The sequence below is a fragment of the Microbacterium sp. KHB019 genome, from assembly GCF_037285405.1.
Classification (GTDB): domain Bacteria; phylum Actinomycetota; class Actinomycetes; order Actinomycetales; family Microbacteriaceae; genus Microbacterium.
Genome location: NZ_JBBDHF010000001.1, coordinates 1,063,795 through 1,077,600, shown reverse-complemented (window position 1 = coordinate 1,077,600; position 13,806 = coordinate 1,063,795). Strand labels below are relative to the sequence as shown.

The following is a 13,806-nucleotide window of genomic DNA, read 5'->3' as shown; positions in this document are numbered from 1 at the left end:
GGCCGCCGCTGCGGCGGCCCCCGTCTGTCCCCTGCGAACCGAAGCAGCGGGCGCGGTTCAGCGGATGCGCGCTCCGGTCTGCACATGCCTCATCTGCAGGTTCTCGTCGAGCAGCACGGCGTCGCCGAGGAACCCGGGAGCCAACTTCCCGAGCTGGGAGTCGAGTCCGATCGCCCTCGCCGGGGTCGAGGTGAGCGCGCGCACCGACTCGACCAGCGGGACGCCGGCCTGGACCGCCCGTTGCAGCGCGACGTCCTGTGTGAGCGTGGATCCGGCTATCGAGCCGGTTTCGTCCGCTCGGGCGACCCCGTCTGTCACCGTCACTCTGACTGCACCGAGGTCGTACCGTCCGTCTGCACTGCCGGCCGCTGCCATGGCATCCGTCACCAGCGCCACACGCCCGGGTGCGGAATCGAACAGCAGCTTGATGACCATCGGGTTCAGATGGATGTTGTCGGCGATCCCCTCCAGCACCACGCGGTGATCGGCGGCCGCGGTGAGGACGGGCCCCGGTGCGCGGTGATGGATGCCCGGCATCGCGTTGAACGCATGCGTGAGGATCGTGGCGCCAGCGTCGAACGCGGCGGCGGCCAGCGCGGCATCCGCGCTCGTGTGGCCGACGGCAGCGGCAGCACCCGACGCGACGATCATTCTGATGGCGTCGATGCCGCCAGGCAGCTCCGGGGCGATAGTGACCTGTCGCACCGTGCCGCGCCCGGCGTCGAGCAGCCGCTGCACGTCGGCCGCAACCGGCTCGCGCAGCAGCGACGGCTCGTGAGCGCCGTGATGCGCCGGGTCGAGGAACGGGCCCTCCAGGTGCGAGCCGAGAATGTCGGCATCCGTCTGCATGAGATCGGCGATCTCGCCGACCCTCCGCGCCAGGTCGTCCAGTGGCGCGGTCACGAGCGAGACCACGGCGCGCGTCGTGCCATGGGCGCGATGCAGGTCGCGCGCGGTGCGGATCGCGGTGACGGTCTCATCGAACGACGTGCCGTCATCGAAGGAGACGCCGCCTCCGCCGTGACCGTGGATGTCGATGAACCCCGGCGCGAGAACGGCGCCCGCGCCGGCGATGACGGTCGCATCCAGCACGGTGTCGGCATCCGGCCGGACGGCACCAGTGCCGACGGCAGTGACCACGCCGTCGTCGAAACGGACCCAGGCGTCCGCCGTCTCCGCGCCGTCGCTGATGAGCCGAGCCGAGTGGATGACGGTTGAGACCATGAACAAAACCTACCGCGCACGGGGGAGTCCGCTATGCTCGAACGGTCGCGACTGGCGTCTGGGTGGGTCACCACCGGGGAGCGACCGTTACGGAATTCGACCGCGCGCCTGGGCCGATGACATCCATTCCCGATGGCAGCTTCCGCAACGAAAGAAGAGGACATGACTGATCCGTACTTCAACGCCCCGCTCTCCGAGGTCGATCCCGAAATCGCCGAGGTCCTCGACCGCGAGCTGAACCGTCAGCGCACGTTCCTCGAGATGATCGCGTCCGAGAACTTCGTACCCGTCTCGGTGCTGCAGTCGCAGGGCTCCGTGCTCACCAACAAGTACGCCGAGGGCTACCCCGGCCGTCGCTACTACGGCGGCTGCGAAGAGGTCGACATCGCGGAATCCCTGGCCATCGAGCGCGTGAAGTCGCTGTTCGGAGCCGAGTTCGCGAACGTCCAGCCGCACTCCGGCGCCACCGCCAACGCAGCCGTCATGCACGCCATCGCCCGCCCCGGCGACACGCTGCTCGGCCTCTCGCTCGACCACGGCGGACACCTCACGCACGGCATGAAGATCAACTTCTCCGGCCGCCTGTACGACATCGTCGCCTACGGCGTAGACCCCGAGACCTCGCTCGTCGACATGGACGAGGTGCGCCGCCTCGCGCTCGAGCACAAGCCGAAGGTCATCGTCGCCGGCTGGTCGGCGTACCCGCGTCAGCTCGACTTCGCCGCCTTCCGCGCGATCGCCGACGAGGTCGGCGCGTACCTGTGGGTCGACATGGCGCACTTCGCCGGGCTCGTCGCAGCCGGCCTCCACCCGAACCCCGTCCCGCACGCGCACGTCGTCTCGTCGACCGTGCACAAGACGATCGGCGGGCCCCGCTCGGGCTTCATCCTCTCGAACGACCCCGAGATCGCGAAGAAGATCAACTCCGCCGTCTTCCCCGGCCAGCAGGGCGGGCCGCTCATGCACGTGATCGCCGCCAAGGCCACGGCGTTCAAGCTCGCAGCGACGCCCGAGTTCAAGGACCGTCAGGTGCGCACGCTCTCCGGCGCGAGCATCCTCGCCGACCGTCTCACCCAGCAGGATGTCGCGGACGCGGGCATCGCGGTGCGCTCCGGCGGCACGGACGTCCACCTCGTCCTCGTCGACCTGCGGGATGCCGCGATCGACGGCAAGCAGGCCGAGGATCTGCTGCACGACATCCAGATCACGGTCAACCGCAACGCGGTCCCGAACGACCCTCGCCCGCCGATGGTCACCTCCGGCCTGCGCATCGGCACCGCAGCGCTCGCCACCCGAGGGTTCGGGGATGCCGAGTTCACCGAGGTCGCGGACATCATCGCGCTCGCGCTGCTGCCGGGCGCTGACACGGCTGCCCTGAAGGCCCGAGTGGTGCGCCTCGCCGAGGCGTTCCCCCTGTACCCCGACCTGCACCAGTAACCCTCTCATCGCATACACGCGAGCGAGAAACCACGTCGCGCCTGAGAAACCACGTGAGAGATGGTGTCTCAGTCGGCACATGGTTTTTCGGCGAACGGAAGGAGCCTGACATGACCGCGCAGATACTCGACGGCAAGGCCGCGGCGGCGGAGATCAAGAGCGAGCTCGCAGAGCGCGTCGCGGCGCTGCGTGCGCGGGGGACCATCCCCGGCATCGCCACAGTGCTCGTCGGGGCGGACCCGGCGTCTCAGCTGTATGTCGGGATGAAGCACCGCCAGTCCGAGGCGATCGGGATGAACTCCATCCAGCGCGAGCTGCCGGCTGATGCGACGCAGGCCGAGGTCGAGGACCTGATCGACGAGCTCAACGCCGACCCCGACTGCCACGGGTACATCGTGCAGCTGCCGCTTCCGAAGCACATCGACACCGACGCGATCCTCGAGCGCATCGATCCGGCCAAGGATGCCGACGGTCTGCACCCGACCAACCTCGGTCGCCTCGTGCTGAACGTCAACGCGCCGATCCACACGCCGCTGCCGTGCACACCGCGTGGCGTGATCGAGCTGCTGCTGCGCAACGACTACGACCTGAAGGGCAAGCACGTCGTCGTCGTCGGTCGCGGCGTGACGATCGGACGCCCTATGGGCCTGCTGCTGACCCGTCGCGACATCAACGCGACCGTCACTCAGGTGCACACGGGAACGCCGGACATGAGCCCGTACCTGCGTCAGGCCGACGTGATCGTCGCCGGAGCGGGCGTCAAGCACCTGATCCGCGCCGAGGACGTCAAGCCGGGCGCTGCTGTGCTCGACGTCGGCGTCACGCGTGAGGACGACCCGGAGACCGGCAAGAGCAGGGTCTTCGGGGATGTGCATCCTGATGTCGCCGAGGTCGCCGGCTTCATCTCGCCGAACCCCGGTGGGGTCGGTCCGATGACCGTCGCGCTGCTTCTGACGAACGTCGTCGAGGCCGCGGAGCGGTTGGCCGGCTGACGCGTTTCGTCTCGCTCCGCTCGTTCAACGACTCGCGGACGAGGACGGGCTACAGCTCGTCGAGCATCCGGCGCTGCTCGGGCGTCAGCCCGTCGTTCAGCTCGTCGCGCCCGATCTTCGATTCGGGCGAGGTCGAGGTCGACGATGCTGCGCCCGACGACGGGGCGGATGCCGCAGCATCCGATCGCTTGATGCGAGACGAGACCGAGCCGATGACCTCGCCGGTCTTGGCCTCGATCCTGTCGTCGATCTGGTCGTAGACGACCCAAGCGATCAGCAAGTAGATCGGCGGCAGCACGTAACCCCAGAACCAGCCGCTGACGTCGACTCCGCTGAGCAGAACCGTGAGCACCCAGACGATGAGCTCGACGACGAAGACGAGCACGTACTGGACGACCTTCTCGCCTACCCGCGTGCGGGTGTCAGCCGACCTGGCAGCGGCACCGCGGAACGCCTTCAGCAGTGCGGGCTTCAGGGCCAGTGTCGCGAGTGTGAGGATGACGGACGCCCACAGCGCGTTCCAGCCCACGCTGACGCTGCGCATGAGCAGTCCGATCAGCAGCAGGACGACGACATTGAAGACGTACAGCGATGCTGCGCGGATCAGCCAGTTCTTCATGCGATCAGCCTTGCACACGCGTGCCGATCGGGGCACCCGAGTCGGATGGACTCAGCCGCCGAGGCTGCCTTCGATGCCCGTGATGCGCGCCTGCTCGTCGAATCGGAAAGTAGCGGAGCCGGAAGAGTCGCTGATCGTGGCGCCGGTGAACGCCTCGTCAGTCCACTCCATGTTCCAGCCGGCCAGGCGTGCGGCATCCCATACCGAGGAGCGGGCGTCGCCGAGGTCGAGCGACGACAGCAGCCGGGGTGCCTTGGTCACGGCCTCGGCGACCGTCGTCTGCGCGATCGGTGCGTCGAGCAGGAACACAGCGCGCGTGCCGCCGCCGATCGGTGCCGAGTAGTACGGAGAACGACCGGTGATCTCGACCGCGATCGTGCCGATCTGATGCGCGGTGTTCGCGATCCAGGTCTCGAGGTCGTCGCCGATGTCGGCGGGGAACGACACTTCAGCCTGCGCCAGCTCCTCGAGTCCGTACTGGGTGCCGTAGTCGCGCAACTGCGCCGCGACACCCTGCGGGTCGCCCTGCGGGTGCGCCCATGCCCAGAGCATCGAGCGCGGCCCTGGTGCGATCGTCGCGATCAGGTGCGGGCGGGTGACGATGGTGCGCGTCGGGTCCACTGCCGAACTGAAGGTCAGGGTCCCTGCATCCATGTCAGCATCCCAGCGGTGCTCGCCGAGGGCGTCGACGGCGTCGGTGAGCGCGTCCTGGCGCAGTGCGGCGAACAGGGCGGCGCGATCGGCGAGTGGCTGGAGTGCTGCGAAGGTCATGCGAACAGTCTGGCCGCAGATCCTATGAGTCCGCCACCTCCACCGTGTGGGCCCTCCTTCCCATCCGCCACACGCTGGGCACGGCGAGCGTGGCCACGGCGCACGCCGCGTAGAGCACGCCGGAGGTCACCAGGACGACGCCGACGTCCGCGTGGGTGATGAGCCATCCGTAGATGAGGGTGCCGATCGGCATCACCACGAAGCTGCCGAGCATGTCGTAGCTGGAGACGCGCGAGAGCTTGTCGGTGGGCACGTTCTCCATGAGGGTGACGTTCCAGCCTGTGCTGAAGACCTCGGCACCGGCACCCGCGATCAGCGCGGCGATCGCGAGGAGCACGACGGCCGGGTGGATGCCGAGCATGGTGAGCGGCACGGCGAAGAAGGCCATCCCGATCATGCCGAGCCGAAGCGGCCGGCGCAGCGGGAACCGCATGAGAACGACGGTCATCAGCAGCACGCCGATGCCCTCGGCGCTGACGACCCATCCCCAGCCGGTGATCCCCAGCCGGTCGTCGTTCTTCGCGATGTAGGGGCCTGCGACGCCCCACGCGCCGACGTGGATCGCGTTCATGATCATGAAGGCCAGGACGATCACCCAGAGCCAGGTGCGGCTGCGGAACTCGTCCCAGCCGGTGCGGAGGTCCCGAAGGAATGTCGAGCCCTCGTTGCGCGGCGGTGGCGGCAGCTTCACGAGTGCCAGCACCGGGATCGCGACGACCCATCCGCCGACCTGGACCACCATCGCCCACGCCGGACCCGCTGTCGCGACGAGGACGCCGGCGATGACCGGCCCGCCGATGGTCACCGCCGATCGCACGAACGACAGCATCGCGTTGGCCTGCTGCAGGTGCTCCGGCTTGGTCAGCTGCGGGATGATGCCCTGCATCGCCGGCAGCACGAAGGCCGTGGATGCTCCGTTCACCGCAGCCAGGCCGACGAGGAGCGGGATCGTGGCGGTCTGGGTGAACAGGAGAGCGGCGACGGTGCCCATCGACAGGATGTCGAGCACGTAGCAGCTCTGGATGATCAGGGCCCGGGGGAGCCGGTCGGCCACGACTCCGCCGAACAGCACGAAGACGATGTTCGCGACCGTGAACGCGGTGAGGACGTACGAGAGCGAGAGGGCCTCGTTGTCGACCTGCAGGACTGCGAAGGCGAGCGCGATCGACGACATCGATCCGGTGATCAGCGTGATCGCACGGGCGATGAAGAACCACCGGAATCCTGAGTCCTGCATCGCGCCGAGCATTCAGATATCTTTTCACCCCCTTCCCCGGCGCCGGGGGACGCGGCCGGGGGTACCGCGCCATAGACTCGCAGACGATGATGACCCCGCGATCCGGCCGCCAGTTGGCCCTCTCCCACCACGACTACCAGGCCGAGATCGCCACTGTCGGCGCCACCCTCCGAGCGCTGCGCCACCGCGGCCGCGATCTCGTCGTGCCGTTCGACGCCGACGAGGTCCGTCCGGCGTACCGGGGCGCGACGCTGGCGCCCTGGCCCAACCGCATCGTCGACGGCCGCTATCGCCTCGGCGATGTCGAGCTGCAACTGCCGCTGACCGAGCCCGAACGCGGCCACGCCCTGCACGGGCTGCTCGGCTGGGCCGACTTCGCCGTGCGCACGACTCTCGACAGCACGGTCGAACCCGACCGCGTCGTTCTCGCGGCGACGATCGAACCTCAGACGGGTTATCCGTTCCGCGTCGAAGTGGAGGTCGAGTACCGCCTCGACGACGACGGTCTCTCGCAGACCGTGACTGCCCGCAACCTCGGGGCGGATGCCGCGCCCTGGGGCACCGGCCCGCATCCGTACCTCGTCGGCGGGCCGGGGAACGTGGACGACTGGACGCTTCTGCTGCCGGCATCCGAGGTCCTGACGGTCACCGAAGACCGACTGATCCCCACCGGCGTCGAGCCGGTCGACGCGCACCCCGAGTGGGACTTCCGGATGCCGCGGCCGATCCAGGACGTCTTCATCGACCACGCCTTCACCGGACTCGACCGCACGGATGACCTCGCCGAGGTGCGGGTGACGGCATCCGACGGCACCGGCGTGTCGATGAGCTGGGACCGGGGCTGCCCATGGGTGCAGATCCACACGGCCGACAACCCGACGTTGCCCGCAGCCCACCGCGCAGGGCTCGCCGTCGAGCCGATGACCTGCCCGCCGGATGCCTTCAACTCCGGTGTCGACCTGGTGACGCTCGCGCCGGGCGACGAGCACTACGCCTCCTGGCGGATCAGTGCCATCGACGGACCAGCGCGATCTGAATCGAACCTCCTGAACGGACTGTGATGCGCAAGAACTGGGCGGGCAACCTCACCTACCGGGCAGCGGAACTCGCCGAGCCCGCCTCCGTCGACGAGGCGCGCGAGCTGATCGCCCGCAGCCGCTCGATCCGTGTCCTCGGCACGCGGCACTGCTTCAACGACATCGCCGACACAGCGGGCACGCAGCTCAGTCTCGCCGGCCTGCCCCCGGTGATCGAGGTGACCGAGGCGCGGGATGCTGTGCGCGTCGCAGGCGCCCTGCGCTACGGCGACCTCGCGCCGGTTCTCGAGGCGCAGGGGCTCGCACTCGCCAATCTCGCGTCGCTTCCGCACATCTCGATCGCGGGCGCCGTTGCCACCGGAACGCACGGATCCGGCGACCGCACCGGATCGCTCGCGAGCGCCGTCCGCGCCGTCTCGCTCTTGACCGCCGACGGCGGCGTTCGCACCGTCACGCGCGGGGAGGCGGACTTCGACGGCGTCGTCGTCTCGCTCGGCGCGCTCGGCGCCGTGCTCGACGTCACCCTCGACCTGCAGCCCTCCGTGCCGTACGCGCAGCACGTGTTCGAGCATCCGCGCTGGGACGCCGTCCTCGAGGACCTCGACGTCGTCACCAGTGCCGGAACGAGCGTCAGCATCTTCTCGACCTGGCAGCGCACCGATGACGCCGATCAGATCTGGGTCAAACAGGCCCAGCCCGATGCCACGCGCGACGAACGCGAGGCCGTGATGGCGCGCCTCTCGGCCGCAGCGGCCACGCACCGGCGGCATCCGATCCTCTCCGAGCCCGCCGAGGCTGCCACCGAGCAGGACGGCGTCCCGGGACCCTGGTTCCTGCGCCTCCCGCATTTCCGTATGGACTTCACGCCCTCGGCCGGCGCCGAGATCCAGAGCGAATACCTCGTGCCGCGCGCGGATGCCGTCGCCGCGATCGAGGCCGTGCGGGCCATGGCCGACCGGATCGCGCCGCTGCTGCTCGTGAACGAGATCCGAACGGTACAGGAGGATGACCTCTGGCTGAGCTCGTCATACGGCACGGATGCCGTCGGCCTGCACTTCACCTGGCGACCCGACGAGCCGTCCGTCCGGGCCCTCCTGCCCGAGCTGGAGGCTGCGCTGCCGTCGTCCGCTCGTCCGCACTGGGGCAAAGTGTTCACGCTTCCGGGCGACGAGGTCCGTGCCCGCTACCCGCGGTGGGACGACTTCGCGCAGCTGCGGGATCGCCTGGACCCCGAGCGGAAGTTCGTGAACGACTACCTGGAGCGGTTCGGCCTCTAGAGAGTGCGTCTCCAGTGGGTCTGCCTCTAGCTGGTGAGGGCCGCGGCCTGCCGTGCGGCGCCCAGCGCCACGTACTCGGCCGGCTCCGGCACCTCGACGGGCACACCGAGCACGTCGGGGGCGATCCGGCGCACGGCTTCGGACTGCGCACCGCCGCCGATCAGCATGGCTCGCTCGAGGGGGATGCCGAGGTCGCGGAGCGCCTGCATTCCGGCGCCGAGTCCGCGCAGCATCCCCTCGACGGCGGCGCGTGCGAGGTTCGGCCTGGTCGTCGAGGACAGCGTCATGCCCGTGAGCTCGGCCGTGGCATCAGGCAGATTCGGGGTGCGCTCGCCCTCGAAGTAGGGCACGAGGGTGAGCCCGCCGGCTCCGGATTCCGCCTGCAGTGCGAGTTCACTGAGCTCGTCGAGTTCGACGCCGAGCAGGGATGCCGTCGCGCTCAGCACGCGCGCGGCGTTGAGTGTTGCGACCAGGGGCAGGAAGTTGCCGGTCGCATCCGCGAACCCGGCGACTGTGCCCGTCGGGTCGGTCACCGGCCTGTCGCTCACTGCGAAGACGGTGCCCGAGGTGCCGATCGACACGACCACGTCGCCGGGCTCTGCTCCGAGACCGAGAGCGGCTCCGGCGTTGTCGCCGGCTCCGGCGCCGACCAGGCGGCCATCCGCGTCGCGCACGCTCTCGTCGTGTCCGAGCACCCGAGGGAGGATCGCGTCGTGCCCGAGCGCCGTGATCAGCAGCTCACGGTCGTACTCGCCGGTGGAGGGGTTCCAGTAGCCGGTTCCCGAGGCGTCCGAACGGTCGGTGACGAGCTCGTCGAGGACGGGGTTGTCGGGTCCGAATCCGCGCAGGCGCCAGGTCAGCCAGTCGTGGGGGAGTGCTACGGCCGCGACGCGGGCGGCGTTCTCTGGTTCGGTGTCGCGCAGCCAGCGGAGCTTGGTGATCGTGAAGGATGCCACCGGCACGAGCCCGGTGCGCGCGGCGAGCTGCTCCGCTCCGAACTCCGCGATGAGATCGGCCGCGGCATCCGCTGACCGGGTGTCGTTCCAGAGCAGAGCGTCGCGGATCACGCGACCGTCTGCGTCGAGGGCGACCATCCCGTGCTGCTGCCCGCCGATCGCCCAGGCCGCGATGTCGGTCAGGCCTCCGGCATCCGCGATCGCCGCCTGCAGCGCCTCCCACCACGTCTCGGGGTCGACCGATGTCCCGTCAGGATGCGACGCGCGACCTGTGCGCACGATCGCGCCGGAGGCGGTGTCCACGACGACGACCTTGCAGGACTGGGTCGAGCTGTCGACGCCCATCACGAGTGTCATGTTCGGCATCCTTTCATCGCATTGCCGAGACCCCGTCGTATCGTCGACACCCCGTCTTCGTGACGTCTGCACGACGGGGTCTCGACGCGAAGACGGGGTCTCGACGAAGAGGAGGGCGGTCGGGTCAGCGTGCGCCGAGGAGGTGCTCGGTGGCGAGCTGCTGCAGGCGCACGAAGCCGAAGCCCTTGCCACCCAGGTACGCGTCGGCGTCGAAGTCCTCGAACGCGCTGCGGTCGGCGAGGAAGTCGTCGTACGACTCACCGGGGTTCAGTGTCGGCGTCGAGAGCTCGTCGACCTTGGCTGCCGCCAGCGCCTCCTGCACCTCGGGGTCGGCGCGGAAGGCCGCTGCACGCTCCTTGAGCAGCAGGTAGGTGCGCATGTTCGCAGCAGCCGAGTCCCACACGCCCTTCTCGTCTTCGGTGCGGCTCGGCTTGTAATCGAAGTGACGCGGGCCCTCGTACGCCGGGACCCCGCCGGGGCCGCCGTTCTCGAGCAGGTCGACGAGCGCGAATGCGTTGTGCAGATCGCCGTGGCCGAAGACGAGGTCCTGGTCGTACTTGATGCCGCGCTGGCCGTTCAGATCGATGTGGAAGAGCTTGCCGTGGTACAGCGCCTGGGCGATGCCGGCGGCGAAGTTCAGGCCCGCCATCTGCTCGTGCCCGACCTCGGGGTTGAGTCCGACGAGTTCGGGCCGCTCAAGCGAGTCGATGAACGCGATCGCGTGGCCGAGCGTGGGCAGCAGGATGTCGCCGCGCGGCTCGTTGGGCTTGGGCTCGATCGCGAAGCGGATGTCATATCCCTTGTCGGTGACGTAGTCGCCGAGGAGGTTCACGGCCTCGCGGTAGCGCTCGAGCGCCGCGCGGATGTCCTTTGCCGAGTCGTACTCGGCGCCCTCGCGGCCGCCCCACATGACGAACGTCTTGGCGCCCAGCTCTGCACCGAGGTCGAGCTGACGGAACACCTTGCGCAGCGCGTAGCGGCGCACATCCCGGTCATTGGAGGTGAAGCCGCCGTCCTTGAACACGGGGGCGCTGAACAGGTTCGTGGTGACCATCGGGACGATGAGGCCGGTGTCGGCCAGAGCGCCCTTCAGCCGGTCGATCTGGTTCTGTCGCTCGGTGTCGGACGACCCGAAGGCGAACAGATCGTCGTCGTGGAACGTCAGGCCGTACGCGCCGAGCTCGGCGAGCTTCTCGACAGCGTGCACGACGTCCATGGCGGGGCGGGTCGGGCCGCCGAACGGGTCGGTGCCGTTGTACCCGATCGTCCAGAGACCGAAGGAGAACTTGTCTTCGCGGGTGGGGGTGGGCATGGCTGCTCCTCTGCAAGCGGATGGACGAATATAAGTTGTGAAACACAACATATAGCATCCGCCGAGCGTCCGCAATCGCGTCGCGGCGCGCCAGAAGCGAGACGTCAGGCGTGCGGCGGTGCGGTGGATTCGCGCACCACGAGCGTCGTGGGCATCCGGATCGGCTCGGGATCGTGGCCCTGCAGCACATCGAGCAGCATCCGAACCGCTGCCGTCCCCATTTCGGGAAGGGGCTGGCGCACCGTGGTCAGCTGCGGCACGTGCGATCCCGCGTCGAGGATGTCGTCGAAGCCGACGACCGACAGGTCGGAGGGCACACGCAGCCCCCGTTCGGCGGCGACCCGCATCATCTCGATGGCGGAGAGGTCGTTCGCCGCGAAGACGGCGGTCGGTGTGTCCGCGAGGTCGAGGATGGCGTTCGCTCCGGCCGTCGAGTCGGCGGCGCGATAGCTGCCGTCGACGACCAGGGTGGGGTCGAAGGGGATGCCGGCTGCCTCGAGCGCACTGCGGTAGCCCTGCTCGCGCTCCCTGGCGGATTCCAGGTCGGTGCGTCCGCGCAGGTGCGCGATGCGGCGGTGCCCGAGGGAGATGAGGTGCTCGGTGGCCGCCTGCGCCCCCTCGACGTTGGCCACGGTCACGGTGGCGGCGTCGGCGGCGCCGACATGAGGGTCGACCGCCACGATGGGCACCGACGTCTGGGTGGGGGTGGTCGTCGGCGTCACGAGGATCGCGCCGTCGATCAGTGTTCCGCCCAGCCGCGAAAGCGACCGCCGCTCCCAGCCCAGGTGCTCGCCGGCTGAGACGCTTCCGGCGTAGGCGAGCACGTCGTAATCGGTCGTCTCGAGAGCGGTGGAGACGCCGCGCAGCAGCTGCAGGGCGAACGGCTCGAACTCGGCGACGAGCACGCCGATGACGTTCGTGCTGCGCCGACGCATGGATGTCGCGACGATCGAACTCTCGTATCCGAGGTCCTCCACGATCCCCATTACGTGGGACAGCGTCTCGGGGGAGACGCCGTATCGGCCGTTGATCGCCTTGGACACGGTCGCGACCGAGACTCCGGCAGCGAGAGCGACATCGTTGATCGTGGTCCGACGGTTCATGGCATCATGATATCGGGATCGTAGAAAACGTTATCGATATCGATTGACACGCGCCGGGATCTGGTGTCAGAGTTGGCGCACAGCATATTGGTGTTGCTGGCAACAAATTGGCAGTGGGGCACCCTCCCTCCGCCGCATCCCACCGCTCGACGCAGCGGTGCAATCACTCGATGAAGAGGAGACACGGCAATGAAGACGCGCAATGCACGGGCCGCAGCGGCAGCCGTCGCAGCCCTGATGGCAGTAGGGCTGACCGCCTGTTCCGGCGGATCAGGCGACGCAGGAGATGGCGGCGAGACCACGCTCACGATGTGGCACAACTCGACCACCGGCCCAGGCAAGCAGTACTGGGAAGACGCCGCGGCGGCCTTCCACGAGGAGAACCCCGAGGTGACGATCAAGGTCACGTCGATCCAGAACGAGGACATGGACGGCAAGCTGCAGACCGCCGTCAACTCCGGAGACATGCCGGACATCTTCATGGCGCGCGGTGGAGGCAAGCTCGCGGACATCGTCGGGGCAGGCAAGGTCAAGGACCTGACCGACCTGATCGACGACGACGTCAAGACCGCGTTCGGCGACGCGCCGTTCAGCGCCTTCACCGTCGACGGCAAGATCTACGGGATGCCCAGCGCTGTGCTGCCCGGTGGAATCTTCTACAGCAAGGATCTCTTCGAGCAGGCCGGCATCACCGCGGAGCCGACGACGATCGACGAGCTGGGAGAGGCCGTCGATAAGCTGAAGGACGCGGGCATCGCACCCATCGCCCTCGGCGCCAAGGACGCCTGGCCGGCTGCGCACTGGTACTACTTCTTCGCGGTCCGCGCCTGCGACGAGGACATCATCTCGAACCTCGCGACCAACCCGGACTTCAGCGACGAATGCTGGCTCACCGCGGCGGACAACCTCGCGGACTTCGTGGCCACAGAGCCCTTCAACAGCGGATTCCTGACCACCTCCGCGCAGGAGGGCGCGAACTCCTCGGCCGGCCTCGTCGCCAACCACAAGGCGGCCATGGAGCTCATGGGCGCCTGGGACGTCGGAGTCATCGCCGGTCTGACGCCGGACGAGAAGCCGCTGCCTGATCTGGGCTGGTTCCCGTTCCCCGAGGTCGACGGCGGCAACGGAACCCCCGGCGCCATGATGGGCGGCGTCGACGGCTACTCCTGCTCGATCGATTCGCCTGAGGCCTGCGAGCAGTTCCTCAACTTCATCTCGTCGAAGGAGTGGCAGGAGAAGTACGCCGTCGCGTTCCAGACGATCCCCGCATCGCAGGACGCCACCGGTGCCGTGACCGACCCGTCGCTCACGCCGCTGATGGAGGCCTACAGCAAGGCGCCGTACGTGGCGCTGTGGCTGGACACCGCACTCGGCCAGAACGTCGGCAACGCGCTGAACACGGGCGTCGTCGAGCTGCTCGCGGGCCAGGGCTCTCCCGAGAAGCTCGTGTCGAAGATCACCGACGCCTCGGCGAGGGGCTGAGA

The 13,806-nt window shown here is 68.7% G+C and carries 12 protein-coding genes and 1 riboswitch; of the genes, 5 read left to right on the top strand and 7 right to left on the bottom strand.

The annotated features are described in order from the left end of the window. Positions 1 to 57: 57 nt before the first annotated feature. Positions 58 to 1,224, bottom strand: coding sequence for an N-acetylglucosamine-6-phosphate deacetylase (nagA, locus tag KHB019_RS05250; protein WP_325471239.1), 1,167 nt, complete (start codon positions 1,222 to 1,224; stop codon positions 58 to 60). Positions 1,225 to 1,261: 37 nt separating this feature from the next. Beyond that, positions 1,262 to 1,345: riboswitch (ZMP/ZTP riboswitch) on the top strand. A gap of 41 nt (positions 1,346 to 1,386) precedes the next feature. On the opposite strand from nagA, the gene glyA reads away from it, so the two are divergent. Next, positions 1,387 to 2,661 carry a serine hydroxymethyltransferase gene (glyA, locus tag KHB019_RS05245; RefSeq protein WP_337458236.1) on the top strand — a complete coding sequence of 425 codons (1,275 nt, stop codon included), beginning with the start codon at positions 1,387 to 1,389 and terminating at the stop codon, positions 2,659 to 2,661. Positions 2,662 to 2,771: 110 nt separating this feature from the next. After that, a complete protein-coding gene (locus tag KHB019_RS05240; RefSeq protein ID WP_337458235.1) occupies positions 2,772 to 3,653 on the top strand; it encodes a bifunctional methylenetetrahydrofolate dehydrogenase/methenyltetrahydrofolate cyclohydrolase in 882 nt (293 codons plus the stop codon). Between the two features lie 49 nt (positions 3,654 to 3,702). Here the strand turns inward: KHB019_RS05240 and KHB019_RS05235 are convergent, their stop codons facing one another. Genes KHB019_RS05235 through KHB019_RS05225 form a run of 3 tightly spaced genes read right to left on the bottom strand, consistent with a single transcriptional unit; the run spans position 3,703 to position 6,280 of the window. Further along, positions 3,703 to 4,272: a hypothetical protein gene (locus tag KHB019_RS05235; protein WP_325471242.1), complete on the bottom strand. Its 570-nt coding sequence runs from the start codon at positions 4,270 to 4,272 to the stop codon at positions 3,703 to 3,705. Between the two features lie 51 nt (positions 4,273 to 4,323). Continuing rightward, positions 4,324 to 5,043 carry a DUF6882 domain-containing protein gene (locus tag KHB019_RS05230; RefSeq protein WP_337458234.1) on the bottom strand — a complete coding sequence of 240 codons (720 nt, stop codon included), beginning with the start codon at positions 5,041 to 5,043 and terminating at the stop codon, positions 4,324 to 4,326. A 22-nt stretch (positions 5,044 to 5,065) separates the two neighbouring features. Beyond that, positions 5,066 to 6,280 (bottom strand): MFS transporter, encoded by a 1,215-nt coding sequence (locus KHB019_RS05225; RefSeq protein ID WP_337458233.1) that lies wholly within the window; start codon positions 6,278 to 6,280, stop codon positions 5,066 to 5,068. An 86-nt stretch (positions 6,281 to 6,366) separates the two neighbouring features. Between KHB019_RS05225 and KHB019_RS05220 the strand changes: the two genes are divergently transcribed. Then, positions 6,367 to 7,341: an aldose 1-epimerase family protein gene (locus KHB019_RS05220; protein ID WP_337458232.1), complete on the top strand. Its 975-nt coding sequence runs from the start codon at positions 6,367 to 6,369 to the stop codon at positions 7,339 to 7,341. After that, positions 7,341 to 8,594, top strand: a complete 1,254-nt coding sequence (locus tag KHB019_RS05215; RefSeq protein ID WP_337458231.1) for a D-arabinono-1,4-lactone oxidase — start codon at positions 7,341 to 7,343, stop codon at positions 8,592 to 8,594. The genes KHB019_RS05220 and KHB019_RS05215 overlap by 1 nt, the downstream gene beginning before the upstream one ends. Before the next feature lie 26 nt (positions 8,595 to 8,620). Here the strand turns inward: KHB019_RS05215 and xylB are convergent, their stop codons facing one another. From xylB to KHB019_RS05200, 3 genes are all read right to left on the bottom strand, one after another. Beyond that, the gene (gene xylB, locus KHB019_RS05210) at positions 8,621 to 9,907 is read right to left on the bottom strand and encodes a xylulokinase (protein WP_337458230.1); all 1,287 of its coding nucleotides are present in this window, start codon (positions 9,905 to 9,907) and stop codon (positions 8,621 to 8,623) included. A gap of 124 nt (positions 9,908 to 10,031) precedes the next feature. Beyond that, complete coding sequence (gene xylA, locus KHB019_RS05205; RefSeq protein WP_337458229.1) at positions 10,032 to 11,219, bottom strand: xylose isomerase; 1,188 nt, start codon at positions 11,217 to 11,219, stop codon at positions 10,032 to 10,034. Between the two features lie 104 nt (positions 11,220 to 11,323). Next, entirely contained in the window at positions 11,324 to 12,322 is a 999-nt protein-coding gene (locus tag KHB019_RS05200; RefSeq protein ID WP_230102005.1) for a LacI family DNA-binding transcriptional regulator, read from the bottom strand. A gap of 189 nt (positions 12,323 to 12,511) precedes the next feature. On the opposite strand from KHB019_RS05200, the gene KHB019_RS05195 reads away from it, so the two are divergent. Continuing rightward, the gene (locus KHB019_RS05195) at positions 12,512 to 13,804 is read left to right on the top strand and encodes an ABC transporter substrate-binding protein (protein WP_337458228.1); all 1,293 of its coding nucleotides are present in this window, start codon (positions 12,512 to 12,514) and stop codon (positions 13,802 to 13,804) included. Positions 13,805 to 13,806 lie beyond the last annotated feature (2 nt).

Coding starts and splice junctions, on each gene's coding strand:
- KHB019_RS05235 (WP_325471242.1), bottom strand. CDS start 4,272: ATGAAGAACTGGCTGATCCGCGCAGCATCGCTGTACGTCTTCAATGTC.
- KHB019_RS05230 (WP_337458234.1), bottom strand. CDS start 5,043: ATGACCTTCGCAGCACTCCAGCCACTCGCCGATCGCGCCGCCCTGTTC.
- xylB (WP_337458230.1), bottom strand. CDS start 9,907: ATGACACTCGTGATGGGCGTCGACAGCTCGACCCAGTCCTGCAAGGTC.
- KHB019_RS05195 (WP_337458228.1), top strand. CDS start 12,512: ATGAAGACGCGCAATGCACGGGCCGCAGCGGCAGCCGTCGCAGCCCTG.
- nagA (WP_325471239.1), bottom strand. CDS start 1,224: ATGGTCTCAACCGTCATCCACTCGGCTCGGCTCATCAGCGACGGCGCG.
- KHB019_RS05215 (WP_337458231.1), top strand. CDS start 7,341: ATGCGCAAGAACTGGGCGGGCAACCTCACCTACCGGGCAGCGGAACTC.
- KHB019_RS05220 (WP_337458232.1), top strand. CDS start 6,367: ATGATGACCCCGCGATCCGGCCGCCAGTTGGCCCTCTCCCACCACGAC.
- xylA (WP_337458229.1), bottom strand. CDS start 11,219: ATGCCCACCCCCACCCGCGAAGACAAGTTCTCCTTCGGTCTCTGGACG.
- KHB019_RS05225 (WP_337458233.1), bottom strand. CDS start 6,280: ATGCAGGACTCAGGATTCCGGTGGTTCTTCATCGCCCGTGCGATCACG.
- KHB019_RS05200 (WP_230102005.1), bottom strand. CDS start 12,322: ATGAACCGTCGGACCACGATCAACGATGTCGCTCTCGCTGCCGGAGTC.
- KHB019_RS05240 (WP_337458235.1), top strand. CDS start 2,772: ATGACCGCGCAGATACTCGACGGCAAGGCCGCGGCGGCGGAGATCAAG.
- glyA (WP_337458236.1), top strand. CDS start 1,387: ATGACTGATCCGTACTTCAACGCCCCGCTCTCCGAGGTCGATCCCGAA.